Origin of the sequence: Dyella ginsengisoli, from assembly GCF_044904665.1 — a bacterium.
Taxonomy (GTDB): domain Bacteria; phylum Pseudomonadota; class Gammaproteobacteria; order Xanthomonadales; family Rhodanobacteraceae; genus Dyella_A; species Dyella_A ginsengisoli.
In genome coordinates, this window is the sequence record NZ_JADIKM010000001.1 from 850,951 (window position 1) to 866,551 (window position 15,601).

Consider the following 15,601-nt stretch of genomic DNA (forward strand, 5'->3'; position numbering starts at 1 on the left):
AGACGGGGGCGACGGCGTGGCCGCCACCTGCCCAGCCTCTATTGCGCTGTGTGATGCTCCGCTGGTCGCAACTGGTCGGTTGACGTCATGTTTCCTCGATTCCCGGGCATTTGCTTTGCCGCCGCGGCTCAATGCACCATCTGTCGATGACAACCGACCCTCTTCATGCGGCGGAGGATCGCCTTCGGCGCCGCGCCCAGCAGTACCTCGAAAGTCACCAACTGGTCGCCGCGCAGACGACGCTCGAGACGCTGCTTCAGCGGGTGCCGCTCGATGCGGTCGCACGCATGCAGCTGGCCAGCGTGTTGCTCGAACGCGGCCAGTTGCGTGCATCGACGAGGGAACTGCTGGCGGTCGTGTCACGGCTTCCCGACGATGCGGCGTTGATCACCCAGCTGGTCCGACGCCTGTACCTGTGCGGCGAAACGGTGGCGGCGCGCCACTGTCTCGATCATCCCGCGCTGGCGCGCGATCCTTCAGGCGAGTTGCTGGCCGTGCAGGCCCACCTGCACTGGATGCTCAACGACATTCCGGCCGCCCTTGCCTTGATCGAACGAGCGATGGCCGCGGGTGTCGATACCCCGGACGAGCACTATCTGCACGCCATGCTGCTTCAATTCACCGGTCAGATGGAGCGGGCGGGCGCAGTGCTGGACGCCTGCTTGCACCACTGGCCGACCTTCAGCGGGGCGGCGATGGCGCTGGCCCGCCTGCGCCGGCAGACGGCGGAATCGAACCACCTCGACTTCCTGCGTACGCAGCTTCGCCGCATCCCGACGAACAGCAAGGTCGCCGAGGACAATCTTGTCCGCGCCGAATTCGAGCACGCCCTCTTCAAAGAGCTGGATGACCTTGGGCAGCATGACGAGGCCTGGGCGGCGCTGGAGCGCAGCAACGCGATCATGCACGCGTTCAATCCATACGATGCCGACGGCGAAGCTGCGGTCACGGATGCGATCATTCGCCAGCCCCTGGCCGGGAATGTCGGCGGCGCCAGGTTGGCGCCGCGATTCGATGGCCCCGTGCCCATTTTCATCGTCGGCATGCCGAGGTCAGGCTCTACCCTGCTCGATCGCATGCTGTCGAATCACTCGAAAGTGGCCTCCGCGGGCGAGATCAACGATTTGCTGCGCCAGTTGCAGTGGCTCGCCGATGTGCCCGATGGCGACGCGAGGCATCGCCTGGAGCTCATCCGACGCAGCAGGAATATCGATTTCCACGAACTGGGCGCGCGCTACCTGCGGCAGACGCAATGGCGCGCACAGGGGCGCGACTACTACATCAACAAGTTGCCGACGAACTTTCCGTTCGTCGACCTCATCCACCGGGCGTTGCCGCATGCGCCGATCCTGCATACGGTTCGGGAGCCAATGGACGTGTGCTTCTCCAATCTGAAGGCCATGTTCGGCCATACCTCGGCCTACAGCTACGACATCGCTTCGCTCGCGCACTATCACGGCCAGTATGTTCGGCTGATGGCGCATTGGCATGCCACGCTTCCCGACGCCCTGCTCGATGTCCCGTATGCCTCGCTGGTGCAACAGCCCGAGGCGATGATGCGCACCGTGCTGGCGTATTGCGGACTCGAGCTGGAGGAAGATTGCCTGCATCCCGAACGCAATACCGCGCCTGTGGCGACGCCCAGCAGCGCCCAGGTTCGCGAGGCCATCCACGGCCGTGGGCTCGGCGACTGGCAGCATTACGCGACGCAGCTCGAAGCGCTGCGGTTGGCGCTGGCCTGATCCCTCTGCCTTCGGCGGACGAAGCGTGACGCAGGGTCCACTGCTTTGGGTTAGCTGATCGAGATGACGCTTACCTGCGTACCGCAGTCGCCGGGCTACGCATCATCGCCAAGCCATCTGCAGGCGGCCGCCGCCTCATTACACCTGCATCGACGGTGGCCGGTCTGCCGCGTCGCGACCGAACGCGGGGTTCGGTGTGCGTCCCATCGCGAACGAGAGCGTGCCGCCCTTGGCCAGTTCGGCGTGGCTGATCCAGCTCTTGTGCCACGGCCGACCGTTCCACGTCACCGACTGGATGTACGGTGTGTCGGCGCTGTTGCCGTGCGTCTCGATCACCAGCGCGCGCCCGCCGCCCAGGGCGAGCTCGGCGCGATCCAGCAGCGGGCTGCCGAACACGTAGTTGGTGCTGACCGGGTCGACCGCGTACAGCCCCAGCGCGCCGAGCACGTACCAGGCGCTCATCTGGCCGCAGTCCTCGTTGCCGGCCAGGCCGTCCGGCTGGTCGGCGTACATGGTCTGCAACAGCATGCGCACGCGCGCCTGGGTCTTGTGGTGCGCGCCGGTGTAGGCATAGAGGTAGGCCACGTGGTGGCTGGGCTCGTTGCCGTGCGCGTACTGGCCGACCAGGCCGGCGACGTCGGGCGGGGTGTCGCCGACCTGGGTGGAGTCGGTGGTGAACAGCGCATCGAGCTTGCGTTCGAAGCCGGCGTCGCCGCCAAACATGTCGATGTAGTGGTGCAGGTCGTGCTGGTTGAGGAAGGTGGCCTGCCACGCATTGGATTCGGTGAAGTCGCGCCAGCGCGAGCCGTGGCCCACCGCGCGCGGATCGAACGGCTCCAGCCATTGCCCGTTCTCGCCGCGCGGGCGCACGAAGCCGAGCTTCGCATCGAACACGTGGGCGTAGTTGCGCGAGCGCTCGCGTAGTGCCTTCGCATCGTCGTGCGCGCCGGCGGCGTCGGCGAGGTGCGCCACCGCCCAGTCGTCGTAGGCGTATTCCAGCGTCTTGCTGACTGCCTCCCAGTCCTTGTCGCTGGGGATGTAGCCGAGCTTGCGGTAGTACGGCAGGCCGCGGTAGTCGTCGTCCATCGCGCGCTGGCGGAACAGCGGCCAGGCCTTCGCCACGTCGATGCCCGGGAAGCCCTTGGCGACCGCTTCGGCTACCACCGCGGCGGAGTGGTAGCCGATCATGCAGGCGGTTTCCACGCCCTGCAGGGGCCACACCGGCGGACCGTCCGGGCTCTCCGCCGCCATGCGGATCAGGCCGTTGACCAGGTCGGGCACGCGCTCGGGCTGGGTCAGGGTGAGCAGCGGGTGCAGCGCGCGATAGGTGTCCCACAGCGAGTAGGTGCTGTAGTTGTGCTGGCCCGCCGGCAGCGTGTGCACGGCCAGGTCCATGCCGCGGTAGCGGCCGTCGACATCGCTGAACAGCGTGGGCGCCAGCATGGTGTGGTACAGCGCGGTGTAGAAGGTGCGCCGGGTGGCGTCCGAGCCGGTGTCGATGCGGATGCGCCCGAGCTCGCGATTCCATTCGGCCAGCGCGGCGTCGCGGGTGGCGTCGAAGTCCCAGCCTGGCGCCTCGGCCTCCAGGTTGCGCAGCGCGCCGTCGATGTCCACGCCCGAGAGCCCGACCTTCACCAGCAGCGGTGCACTGGCGATGTCGTCGACGTGCAGCGCCGCCTTCAGGTGGGCGCCGTGCGCCTCGCTGGCATCGCCGAGTGCAGCGTCCTCGCGGCACAGCGTGGCGTGCGCGAACGGGCGCGAGAGTTTCATCGCGAAGTGGATCTGGCGGCCGTTGGCCCACTGGTGCACGTGGCGGCTGCCGACCAGGGTGTCGTTGCCGACCACCCGCAGCAGCGCGTCGGAGACTTTCGCCGGCGCGTCGCCGTCGTGGAAGCCGTGCGCAAGGTCGACCAGCAGATGGCCCGCGCCCTCGCCGTGGAAGGTGTAGCGGTGCAGGCCGGTGCGCGCCGTGGCGGTGAGCTCGGCGAGGATGTCGTGGTCGGTGAGGTGCACCCGGTAGTAGCCCGGTTGCGCCTGCTCGCTGGCGCGGTCGTAGCGTGAGCGATAGCCTGGCCCCGGGGTGATCACCGCGTCGACCGGCGGTTGCTGCACACCCTTGGGCGGCATGCCGTCGAACTGTGAGCGGTAGTTCACGTCGGGCCGACCGCGCGTGCCGGGGGCGAGCTGCACCGGTCCCTGTGCCGGCATCACCAGCACGTCGAGCATGTCGCTGGCGCCGGTGCCGCTGAGGTGGGTGTGCGAAAAGCCCATGATCGAGCCGTCGCCCTGGTGGTAGCCCGAGCAGGCGTCCCAGCCCTGGTCGTGGGTGTCGGGGCTGAGCTGCACCATGCCGAACGGACGCGTGGCGCCGGGAAAGGTGTGGCCGTGCCCGCCGGTGCCGATGAACACGTCCACGTAGCGCGCGAGCCCGCCAGTGGTGAAGCCTGCTGCCGACTCCGGCTGGCGCGCCGCGGACAGCGCGGCGGCGAGCGGCGAGGCCGGTGCCAGGCGCGTGCCCAGCAGGGTGAGGGCGGTGGCGGAACCTTGCAGGAAGCGGCGGCGGGTCACCATGGTGCGTTTTCTCCGTGGAAGCGGCCGCCACGCGACCGCGGGGACGTGGGATGGATCAGGCGGTCAGCAGGTGCGGCTGTTGCGCGGCGAGGGTGACGATCAGCTCGCCGAACAGGCTGTTGGCCCAGGCGAACCAGCTGCGGGTGTACTTGGCCGGATCGTCCTGGTCGAAGGCTTCGTGCATGAAGCCGGTGCCGGCGTGGGTGGTCTTGAGCCAGTGCAGGCATTGGGCGATCTCGGCGTCGCGGTCACTGGTCAGCGCGCGCATGGTGATCGACATCGGCCAGATCATGCGCAGGCCCTGATGCGGCCCGCCGATGCCCTGCGCGGCGCGGCCATCGAAGAAGTACGGATTGCGCGCGCTCCACGCCAGCGCGCGGGTGCGCCGGTAGCGCGCGTCGTCGCGTGGGCAGGCGCCCAGATAGGCGAGGCTGGACAGACTGGGCGCGTTCGCGTCGTCCATGAACAGCTGGTTGCCGAAGCCATCCACCTCGTAGGCCCACACGTCGCCGCCGGCATCGCCGGCCATCAATGCGTAGCGATGCAGCGCCTTTTCCACTTCGTCGGCCAGCGCGCGGCAGTCCGCGGCGAAGCTGCGGTCATGATGGATCGCCTCGCTCATCGCCGCCAGCTGGCGCAGCGACGTGACGGCGAAGAAATTGGACGGCACCGACAGCGGATACAGGCAGGCATCGTCCGAAGGTCGGAACATCGAGTGGATCAGGCCGACCGGCCGCGCCGGGTTGCCATAGCCGCTCAGCGGCGGATTTTCCGCGGCGTTCTCCGACATGCGCTGGAAACGGTACGGCCCGCGTCCGTCCTTGCGCTGCTGGACGCGGAAGGTGGCGAGCACGCGGTGCATCGCCGCACGCCAGTCGTCGTCGAACGGTTCGGTGTCGCCGCTGGCCTGCCAGTAGCCGTGGGCGAGGCGGATCGGCCAGCACAGCGAGTCGATCTCCCATTTGCGCTCGGCCACGCCGGGGCGCATGTCGGTGTCGTCGTGCAACGCCCAGCTCAGTGCGGCGCGGCTGCGCGGATCGGGCAGGAAGGCATTGGCGTACGGGTCGATCGCAATGCAGCGCGCCTGGCGATGGATCAGGCCGCGATAGAGCCGCCGCAATGCCTTGTCCTCGCGCGCCAGCGGCAGGTAGGGCCAGACCTGGGCGGCGGAGTCGCGCAGCCACATCGCATCGATGTCGCCGGTGACGATGAAGGTATCCGGTCGGCCGTCCAGCGTGTCCAGCTGCACCGTGGTGTCCAGCGTGTTCGGGTAGCAGTTGCCGAACAGCCAGGCCAGTTCCGGATCGCCGATGGTCGCCACGGTCAGCGCCAGCGTCCGCTCGACCGCGGCGCTGGTGAATAGGCGCTTGCTCGGCGGTGGCCGGCGGCTGGCGAAGCGCGTCACGGGCGGCACCGCGGCGCGTGCGAAGTCGGCACCGGAGGCGAAGCCGCCCGCGGCGGCGCCGGCGAGCTTGAGCAGGGCGCGGCGGCTCAGCGTCATGGCGGGGTTCCTGGCGTGGCGGCGACAGCATCGACCAGCGAGCGAATATGCATCGCGCGACGCAGCGTGTCGATGTCGTCTTGCGAGCGGACCTGGAGCACGGCGTGTTCGCCGGGCAGCAGGTCGATGCCGTTGTCTGAAAGGGTCGCGTCGCGATCGCCGAAGTCGATCCACACCGCCCGCGCGAATCGGGTAGCGACGAGGTCCAGTGCCAGGCCATTGGCGTTGCGGCGCAGGGTGGCACGGATGTCCGGCGCCGGCAGCGTGAGCGCCGCGGCGCGGTCGAAGTAGAGCAGGTGGCGCGAGATCGTGCGGCCGTCGGCGATCAGCTCGAACACCGCCAGCGTGCGGTGCGGGTCGGCACCACGCAGCAGCGCGGCATCGGCGAGGTTGTCGACGTGGACGCTGGCCAGCGGCGGCAGCGTCACCGCACGCGTAGTGTCCGAGACCACCGTGCCGTCCATGCCGATCACCCGCGTCCGCAACTGCGCGGCCAGCGGCGTCGCGCGGTCGGACACGAGGAACACTGAAGTGCGTCCGTCCCGGCGCAGCGGCACCACGCGCACCGGCGCGTAGAACTGCCGCGCGCGGAACTGCAGCGCCTTCCAGCGGCCGTGCACGTCGATGCTCGACCACGAGGCGCCGGGCCACACGTCATTGAGCTGCCAGTACAGCGCGCCCATGCTGCGCGGGCGCGCGCTGCGCAGGTGGTCCACCGCCAGCTCGATGCCGTCGGCCTGCATCACCTGGCTGAGGTAGGCGAACGCCGCGAAGTCCTTCGGCTCGCCGTAGCCGCGGCGCACGTACAGCAGCAGGCGCTGGTTGCCGTTGCCGTGGTCGAACTTCTGGTGTGCGCGCATCACCGGCGAATCGATCGCCAGATCCTGCGGCGCGGCGAAACGCCGGATCGTCGCCATCACCGGCAGCGACTGCAGGCCGAATTCCGACTGGAAGCGCGGCGTGGTCTTCAAGTAATCCTCCACCGGCGCCGAGCCGCCCCACACGTCCCACACGTGGGCGTCGCCGCTGTCCGGGCTGTTGGCCGGCGCGTCGCCCTCGCTTTCCGGCGACCCCGGCCAGTACGGCACCTCGGGATCGAGCTGCGTGGCGACCTCGCGCAGGGTGTCGTCGAACAGCGCGTGCATGCCCTGCTCGATGCGCGCGCTCTCGGCCGGTCCGATGCGCTTGCGGAAATCCTGTCGGTCGCCCCAGCTCTCCCAGCTGGTCTGCACCTCGTTGTTGCCCGACCACAGCACGATCGAGGGATGGTCGCGCAGCCGCGTCACCTGCTCGATCGCCTCCTGCTTCACGTTGGCGCGGAACGCCGCGTCCGGTGGCGGGATCGCCCCGCCGAACATGAAGTCCTGCCAGATCATCAGGCCGCGCCGGTCGGCTATGGCGTAGAACGCATCGGGCAGGTACGTGCCGCCGCCCCACACGCGCAGCATGTTCATGTGCACCGAGCGCGCATCGTCCAGCAGGCGGCGCATGCGTGCGGTCGTGGTGCGCGAGGGGAGCGCGTCGAACGGCACCAGGTTGGCGCCCTTGGCAAACACCGGCGCGCCGTTCACGACGAAGGCGAAGCTGTGGCCCCAACGGTCGGGCGTGCGCTGCAGTTCGATCGAGCGCAGGCCGACCGTGCGTTGTGCCTGCGCGACCACGCGGCCGTCGACCATGACGTCGGCCGACACCCTGTAGAGGTTCGGTGCGCCGTAGCCGGCCGGCCACCAGCGCTGCGGACGGGCGATCGCCACGGGCACGTCGAACTGCTGCGCGCCGGCCACGAGCCGCACGTCGCGCGCGGTCGTGCCTTCGCGGCCGTCGGGCGCGCGCCAGTGCACGACGAGGCGGGCCGGCCCGGCCGTGTCGGACTGGATCGCGAAGCCGGCGCGCAGTTGCGCGCGGTCCGCGTCGACGTGCGTCTGCGCCACGTGGAAATCGTCCAGCCGCCAGCCGCTCCAGGCCTCCAGCCGCACGTCCTGCCAGATGCCCTGGGTCACCAGTCGCGGACCCCAGTCCCAGCCGAACTGGTAGGCCGCCTTGCGCACGTAGTTGGTCACCTGGCGGCCGGGCGGCTCGTCGCCGAAGGCCGAGTCGAACTCACCGGGCAGGGCGTAGGGCTGCTGCGCCAGCCACGGCTGCCACTGCGCGATCGGCGAGTGGAAGGTGACCGTCAGCGTGTGCTCGTCGGCACCGGCCAACCCGTCGAGCGGTACGCGCCAGCGGCGGAACATGTTGTCGGCGTGCAGCACGGGCCGGCCGTCGAGCGTGACGTCGGCCAGCGTGTCCAGCCCGTCGAACACCAGTGCGAGGTGGCGCTCACGGCGCAGCGCGGGATCGACCGCGAAGCGCAACCGGTACTGCCAGTCGGCCAGCCCGACCCACTGCAGCTTCGCCTCGTTGTCGCGCCAGTCCGGGTCGGGCAACTGGCCGTGCGCCACGAGGTCGGCCTGCACGCTGCCCGGGACCGTCGCGGCTTGCCACCGCTCGAACGGGGGATGATCGCGTGCCGCGCGGCTGCCGGGCAGCATCCGCAGCTGCCAGCCCCGCTCCAGCGGCTGGCTCTGCGATGCGGAAGCATTCGCCGCGACGAAGCCGGCCAGCAGGCCGGCGAGCAGCCAGCCGGGTCGGTGCAACGGGCGGTAGCGCGGGATGAGGGATGACATCGCCCGCCACCGTGCCACAGATCGGCCGGTGGACGGCATGGGGCATCGGTCATGCCCCGGCTGCTGCGGGCGCGGACTGGCCGCTCGCCCGGCTCAGTGGTTGCGGGCGACCGAGTAGTCGGCCAGCGCCAGCAGGGCGTCGCGATGCGCCGAGGCGGGCAGGCTGTCCAGTGCGGCGCGGGCCGCGCGGGCGTGGTGTTCAGCGCGCTCGCGGGTGCGCTCCAGCGCGCCGGAGTCGCGGATCGAGGCGATGATGCGATCGAGCGAATCCAGTCCGCCATGTTCGATCGCGTGGCGCAGCGAGCGCCGCTGCTCCTCGTCGGCGCGCTGCAGCGCATAGATCAGCGGCAGGGTCGGCTTGCCTTCGGCCAGGTCGTCGCCGATGTTCTTGCCCAGCGTGTCGGCGTCGCTGACGTAGTCGAGCAGGTCGTCGGCGATCTGGAAGGCGTAGCCGAGCTCCATGCCGTAGCTGCGCAGTGCGGCCACCTGGTCGTCCGGCAGGCCGCCGAGCAGGCCGCCCAGCTCGGTGGCGGCGGCGAACAGCACCGCGGTCTTGCGCTCGATCACGGCCAGGTACGCCGTCTCGTCGACGTCGGCGTTGCCGATGTTGAGCAGCTGCAGCACCTCGCCCTCGGCGATGGTGTTGGTGGTGTCGGCGAGGATCCGCATGATGCGCATGTCGTCCAGTTCCACCATCAGCTGGAACGAGCGCGAGTAGAGGAAGTCGCCGACCAGCACGCTGGCCGCGTTGCCCCACAGTGCGTTGGCGGTCTTGCGGCCGCGGCGCAGGTCCGACTCGTCCACCACGTCATCGTGCAGCAGGGTGGAGGTGTGGATGAACTCGACGATCGCGGCGAGCTTGACGTGCTGGTCCCCCGTATAGCCGGCGGCGCCCGCGGCCAGCACGTGCAGCATCGGTCGCAACCTTTTGCCGCCGCCGGCGATGATGTGCTCGGCGATCTGGTTGATCAGCACCACGTCGGAGGCGAGCCGGCTGCGGATCAGCGCATCGACGCGCTGCATGTCGCCGGCGGCCAGCTCGCGTACGCGGGTGAAGTCGTCGGGGCGGGAGGCGTCGGCGGGCATCGGGTTCTTCATGGCGGCAATTGGCAAGCGACCGATTATAGGGTTTGCGCATGACCGGGCGCGCCCGCGTGGCGACGCGACATGCCGCCGCAACGATGCCATGCCACCGCTCCGTATACTGTGCCGATGGTTTGCCTTTTCCCGATCGCGCCGTGAGCGCCCTTTCCCCTCTCGAACGCCGCAGCGCGCTGACCCTGGCCTGCGTGATCAGCCTGCGCCTGTTCGGCCTGTTCCTGATCATGCCGGTGTTCTCGGTGTACGCGAAGGCGCTGCCGGATTCCACGCCGCTGCTGATCGGCCTGGCGCTGGGCGTGTACGGGCTGGGCCAGATGTGCCTGCAGATTCCGCTCGGGCTGCTGTCCGACCGCATCGGGCGCAAGCCGGCGATCAGCATGGGCCTGGCGGTGTTCGCGCTGGGCGGGCTGGTGGCGGCGATGTCGCATACCTTGATGGGCATCGTGATCGGCCGCGCGCTGCAGGGCATGGGCGCGGTGGCCGGCGCCGGCACCGCGCTGGCCGCCGACCTCACCCGCGAGGAAAACCGCAGCAAGGTGATGGGCATCATCGGCGTGTCGATCGGCATGGCCTTCCTGCTGGCGCTGATCCTCGGCCCGCCGCTGGAGGCGGTCGACGGGCTGTCCGGGCTGTTTGCCGCCACCTCGATCCTCGCCCTGCTCGCGCTGGCCCTGCTGTGGCTGATCGTGCCCACGCCCGAGCGCGTGCGCGCGCCGGCGGCGTCCGGGTTCGGCAGCGTGCTGGCGATGCTGCGCGACAGCCGCATGCTGGTGCTCAACGGCTCGGTGTTTTTCCTGCACCTGCTGCTGACCGCCAGCTTCGTCGGCCTGCCGCTGCTGCTGGTGGACAAGCTGCACCTGCCGGTGAGCCGCCACTGGGAGCTGTACCTGCCGGTGATGGTGATCGCCGCGTTCGTGATGGGCGCCAGCCTGCACCGCATGAAGGAGATCGCGCAGAGCCTGCGCATCGTGACGGTGTGCATCGTGGTGATCGGCCTGGCGCTGCTGGGGTTTGCGCTCGGCGGCGATCACATCGCCCTGCTCGGCGTGGCGGCGGCGATGTTCTTCTCCGGCTTCAACCTGCTGGAGGCGGCGCTGCCCAGCCTGGTGTCGCGCCTCGCTCCGGCGGCGCTGCGCGGCGCGGCGATGGGCGCATATTCCACCAGCCAGTTCCTGGGCGCGTTCGTCGGTGGCGCCGTCGGCGGCATCGCGCTGGGCCGGCTCGGTACTGCCGGCGTGTTCGCCTGTGCGGCGGCGCTCACCCTGCTGTGGCTGCCGCTGGTGGTACTCGGCGCGCGGCGCATCGCCACTGCCGCCGCCACCCCCGCCGAGGCGTCGTCGCGGCTGCCGATGGCGGCCGATTGCAAAGGCGCCGACCCGGCCCAATGATGGGCCCCTGCGGTCGGCTTCGGCCGCGTCAGGGACGCCTGCATGGCTCACGAGCTCATCATGCTGATCGCCCAGTACGGGCTGCTGGTGGTGTTTTTCAACGTGCTGGTCGAACAGGCCGGCGCGCCGCTGCCGGCGGTGCCCACGCTGGTGGTGGCCGGCGCGCTGTCCGCGGGTGATCGGCTGCCGCTGGCCGGCGTGCTGCTGGCGGCCCTGCTGGCCTGCCTGCTCAGCGACACGGCGTGGTATCTCGCCGGCAGGCGCTTCGGTGCGGGCGTGATGCGCACGCTGTGCCGCATCTCGTTGTCCCCCGATTCCTGCGTGAAGCAATCCGAGCTGCGTTTCCAGCGCTGGCGCGGACGCATGCTGCTGGTGGCCAAGTTCGTGCCGGGACTGTCCACCGTGGCGCCGCCGCTGGTGGGGGCGATGGGCCTGCGCGCGGGTGCGTTCCTGCTGCTCGACGGCGTCGGCTCGCTGCTGTGGGCCGGTCTGGCGGTGGGGCTGGGTTATGCCTTTTCGGCCCAGGTGGACCGCGTGCTGGCGGCGATCGAGCAGGCCGGCACGGTGGCGCTGGAGGCCCTGTTCGCCCTGCTGCTGCTCTACATCGCCGCGAAGTGGTGGCAGCGCCATCGCCTGCTGGCGGCGCTGCGCATGGCGCGCATCTCCGTGGACGAACTGAACGAGGCGATCGCCGCCGGCCAGAACCCGGTGGTGGTGGACGTGCGGTCCTCGGCCTCGCGCCTGCTCGATGGCCGGGTGATCCCCGGCGCCCTGCTGGCCGATCTGGAGGGCGTGCACACGGCGCTGGCCGACGTGCCGCGCGATCGCGAGCTGGTGATCTATTGCAGTTGTCCCAACGAAGTCTCCGCGGCCAAGGCGGCGCAGCTGCTGATGTCGCTGGGCTATCGCCGGGTGCGCCCGCTGCAGGGCGGGCTCGATGCCTGGGACGCCGCCGGCTACACGCTGGAGCGTCTGTCCGGGTCGCCGCCGGGGGCGGCTCGCCGCGAACCGCGGCCGGCCCCCTCGCTGCGGGTTTGATCCAGCTCGCCTTCGCCGTACCCGATCCGTGCAAAATCGCCTGGCGGGCTGGTTGTAGCCTGCGCACGCGGCCGGCGGGGATGGCGCCGGATGTCCTTGGCCTGCGGAGATCACGGTGAAATCCAGACGCCGGGTGTTGCGGGAAGCGCTGCTGGGAACCCTGGGCATGTTCGCGGTCGGCTGCGCCGTCACCGCCTGGATCGTGGCCCGCACCGCGGCCGACGCGCAGGCCGTGCGCGACAGCCAGTTCCGCAAGTCCAGCGCCCAGCTGCGTCAGGAAGTCGCCTCGCGGCTGACCGTTCCAGCCTATGGCCTGGGCGGCCTGCGCGGCATGGTGCTGTCGATCCAGCGCCGGCCGACCCCGGACGAATTTCGCCGCGCGGTGCTGGCGCGGGACCTCGTGCGCGAATTTCCCGGCGTCTACGGGTTCGGTTTCATCGAGCCGGTGTCCGGCAACGAGCGCGCCGCCTTCGTGGCGCGCACGCAGGCGTGGTACGCGCAGCCGTTTGCGGTGCGCACCAGCGGCGATCCGCAGCAGTTGTACGTGATCCGCTCGATCGAGCCGATCGAGCGCAATGCTGCGGCGTTGGGTCTGGACGTGGGTGCCGAGCCGGTGCGGCGCGAGGCGGTACTGCGGGCGCTGGCCAGCGGCGCATTCACCGCCACTGGGCCGATCCACCTGATGCAGGGCGGCGGCAGCCAGTTCGGTGCACTGTATTTCCTGCCGGTGTTTGCCCCCGGGCCCGCCCGCGAGCTGCTGGGCCTGGTCTACGCGGCGGTCGAGTACCCCCGCATGCTGCACTCGCTCGTCGGCGACGAGCGGCTGGTGGATTTCACGCTGGCCGACATCACCACGCCGACGTCGGTCACGGTGTATCCGTCGATGGATCAGGCGCCTCCCGCCTACCGCTCGCACTACCAGCGTGAGGTCGAGCTGACCGTGGGCGGGCGGCACCTGCGCCTGGTCGTGCGCAGCACGCCCGCCTTCGATGCGGCCGTGGCGAACGACGCCGCCCAGGCGCGCCGTCTGGGCCTGGCCGGCGGCGTACTCAGCCTGCTGATCGCCGCGGTGACGTGGCTGCTCATCGCCGGTCGCCAGCGCGCGCTCGATCTGGCGCATTCGATGACGCTGGAGCTCGATCGTCTCGCCACGGTGGCGCGCCTCACCAGCAATGCCGTGGCGATCATCACGGTCGACGGCCGGGTCGCATGGAGCAACCCCGCCTTCACCCGGCTGGTCGGCCATGCCGCGGACGACGTGCAGGGCCGGCTGCTGTGCGATCTGCTTGGCGAACAGCCGCATGCCGACGATGCGTGCGCGGCAGTGAAGCGCGCCGTGCAGGAGGTCGTCCCGTTCCAGGGCGAGGCGCCGATGCGCGATCGCCACGGCGAGCCGCTGTGGGTGGAGCTGGAAGTGCAGCCGGTACGCGGGCGCGACGTGCAGCTGACCAGCTTCATCGTGATCCTCGCCAACATCACCGAGCGCCGCGCCATGGAAGACGAGCTGCGTGAGAGCCGCGGCTTCCTGCAGCGCACCGGCGACGTCGCCCGGGTGGGCGGCTGGCGGGTGGACCTGGCCACGCGGGCGACCACCTGGTCGGAGCAGGCGCGGCGCATCGTCGACATGCCGGCCGCTTACGTGCCCGGGTTCGGCAGCACCATGGCGCTGTTTTCCGAGGAGGCACGCGTGCGCCTGCAGGCCGCGCTGGAACGCGCCACCCGCGGCGGCGGCGGCTGGGACATGGAGCTGCCGTGTACCACCTTCAGCGGGCGCGCGATCTGGGTGCGCACGCTGGGCGAGGTGGAGACCGAGCACGGTCGCCCCGTGCGTATCACCGGCAGCCTGCAGGACATCACGCGCCGCAAGCAGGCCGAACTCGCGCTGGCGGAAAACCGCGAGCTGCTGCGCGTCACCCTGCACTCCATCGGTGACGCGGTGGTCACCACCGACGCGCAGGCGCATGTCACCTGGCTCAATCCGGTGGCCGAGACGCTGACCGGCTGGCGCGTGGACGAGGCGGTCGGTCGACCGATCGGCGAGGTGCTGCGGCTGCTCAGCGAGGAAACCCATCACGCCGTGATCAACCCGGTGGAGACGGCGCTGGCGGAGCGTCGCATCGTGGGGCTGGCGCACAACACCGTGCTGGTGGCGCGCGACGGGCGCGAGTTCGGCATCGAGGATTCCGCCGCGCCGATCAAGGATGACGACGGCACCGTGCGTGGTGCGGTGCTGGTGTTCCACGATGTCACCGCAGCGCGCGCGCTGAGTCGCGAGATCTCCCACCAGGCGCGCCACGACGCGCTCACCGGCTTACCCAACCGCACCGAGTACAAGGAGCGCGTGATGCGTTTCCTGCGCCGCGCCGGCGACGAGGGCGAGCATGGCGCCGTGCTGTTCGTGGATCTGGACAACTTCAAGATCGTCAACGACACCTGCGGCCATCACGCCGGCGATGAGGTGCTGGTGCAGATGGCCAGCCTCATGCGCGCCTGCGTGCGCAGCCACGACACGGTGGCACGGCTGGGCGGCGACGAGTTCGCGGTGCTGCTGGAAGGCTGTCCGCGCGAGCAGGCCGAGCACATCGCCCAGGCCATCTGCGACGCGGCGGACGACTATCGCTATGTCGCCGGCACCGGGCAGGGTTTCCGCGTCGGCGCCAGCATCGGCCTGGTACCGATCGCCGGCGCGATGTACGAGCTGGACGCGGTGATGCGCGCGGCGGACATCTCCTGCTACATCGCCAAATCGGCCGGGCGTGGGCGCGTCCATACCTGGGCCGCGCAGGATGCCTCGGTGCAGGCGCATGCCGGCGATGCCGCGTGGGGCGCGCGGATCGAGCAGGCGCTGGATCAGCACGGCTTCGTGCTCTACGCCCAGCGCATCCAGCCGGTGTCCGGGCATGCCGACCGGCACGGCTGGCATGCCGAGGTGCTGCTGCGGATGCTCGGCGAGGACGGCGAGCCGGTATCACCGGCGGCCTTCATGCCCGCGGCCGAGCGCTACCAGCTGGCCAGCCGCATCGATCGCTGGGTGGTGCAGACGGTGTTCGACCTGCTCTCGGACTGGCACGACCGCGCTGACATGCCGGCGATGCTCTCGATCAACCTGTCCGGCCAGTCGATCGGCGATCGAGCCTTCCACGATTTCGTCGGCGGGTTGATCGAGCGCGCGCGCTTCGACGTGCGGCGGCTGTGCTTCGAGATCACCGAGACCGCCGCCATCACCAATCTGGCTGTGGCGCGGGCCTTCCTGGAAGCGATGCGCAGCCGCGGCATCCGCATCGCGCTGGACGATTTCGGCGCAGGCGTCGCCTCGTTCGGCTACCTCAAGTACCTGGACGTGGACTATCTCAAGATCGACGGCCAGTTCGTGCTCGGCCTGGCCAGCGATCCACTCGACCAGGTGTCCGTGCGCAGCTTCTGCGAGGTGGCCCGGGTGCTGGGCATCCAGACCATCGCCGAGTGCGTGGAGCGCGACGAGCTGCTGTCGATCCTGGCGACGTTCCCGGTGGATTTCGCCCAGGGCTACCTCTTCCATCGCCCTGAACCGCTGGCGCAGCTGTTCGGCGTGCAGGTCGCGGCCGGAGCCTGAAG

At 70.1% G+C, this 15,601-nt stretch carries 8 protein-coding genes; 4 read left to right on the forward strand and 4 right to left on the reverse strand.

The window, feature by feature from the left end:
- Positions 1 to 146: 146 nt before the first annotated feature.
- Positions 147 to 1,742: a tetratricopeptide repeat-containing sulfotransferase family protein gene (locus tag ISP17_RS03850; protein ID WP_404630204.1), complete on the forward strand. Its 1,596-nt coding sequence runs from the start codon at positions 147 to 149 to the stop codon at positions 1,740 to 1,742.
- 138 nt (positions 1,743 to 1,880) lie between these two features.
- Here ISP17_RS03850 and ISP17_RS03855 read toward each other — a convergent pair whose 3' ends face one another.
- From ISP17_RS03855 to ISP17_RS03870, 4 genes are all read right to left on the reverse strand, one after another.
- Positions 1,881 to 4,313, reverse strand: a complete 2,433-nt coding sequence (locus ISP17_RS03855; RefSeq protein ID WP_404630206.1) for a GH92 family glycosyl hydrolase — start codon at positions 4,311 to 4,313, stop codon at positions 1,881 to 1,883.
- Positions 4,314 to 4,368: 55 nt separating this feature from the next.
- On the reverse strand, positions 4,369 to 5,814 hold the full coding sequence (locus ISP17_RS03860; protein WP_404630208.1) for a glycoside hydrolase family 125 protein: 1,446 nt from the start codon (positions 5,812 to 5,814) through the stop codon (positions 4,369 to 4,371).
- Positions 5,811 to 8,480: a beta-mannosidase gene (locus tag ISP17_RS03865; protein WP_404630210.1), complete on the reverse strand. Its 2,670-nt coding sequence runs from the start codon at positions 8,478 to 8,480 to the stop codon at positions 5,811 to 5,813. The genes ISP17_RS03860 and ISP17_RS03865 overlap by 4 nt, the downstream gene beginning before the upstream one ends.
- Positions 8,481 to 8,573: 93 nt before the next feature.
- A complete protein-coding gene (locus tag ISP17_RS03870; protein WP_404630212.1) occupies positions 8,574 to 9,578 on the reverse strand; it encodes a polyprenyl synthetase family protein in 1,005 nt (334 codons plus the stop codon).
- A gap of 140 nt (positions 9,579 to 9,718) precedes the next feature.
- Between ISP17_RS03870 and ISP17_RS03875 the strand changes: the two genes are divergently transcribed.
- The 3 genes from ISP17_RS03875 to ISP17_RS03885 all read left to right on the forward strand — a co-directional run bounded on the left by ISP17_RS03875 (position 9,719) and on the right by ISP17_RS03885 (position 15,599).
- On the forward strand, positions 9,719 to 10,969 hold the full coding sequence (locus tag ISP17_RS03875; protein ID WP_404630214.1) for an MFS transporter: 1,251 nt from the start codon (positions 9,719 to 9,721) through the stop codon (positions 10,967 to 10,969).
- 42 nt (positions 10,970 to 11,011) lie between these two features.
- Positions 11,012 to 12,007, forward strand: coding sequence for a DedA family protein/thiosulfate sulfurtransferase GlpE (locus tag ISP17_RS03880; protein ID WP_404630216.1), 996 nt, complete (start codon positions 11,012 to 11,014; stop codon positions 12,005 to 12,007).
- A 115-nt stretch (positions 12,008 to 12,122) separates the two neighbouring features.
- Entirely contained in the window at positions 12,123 to 15,599 is a 3,477-nt protein-coding gene (locus ISP17_RS03885; protein ID WP_404630218.1) for an EAL domain-containing protein, read from the forward strand.
- The last annotated feature ends 2 nt before the right edge of the window (positions 15,600 to 15,601 follow it).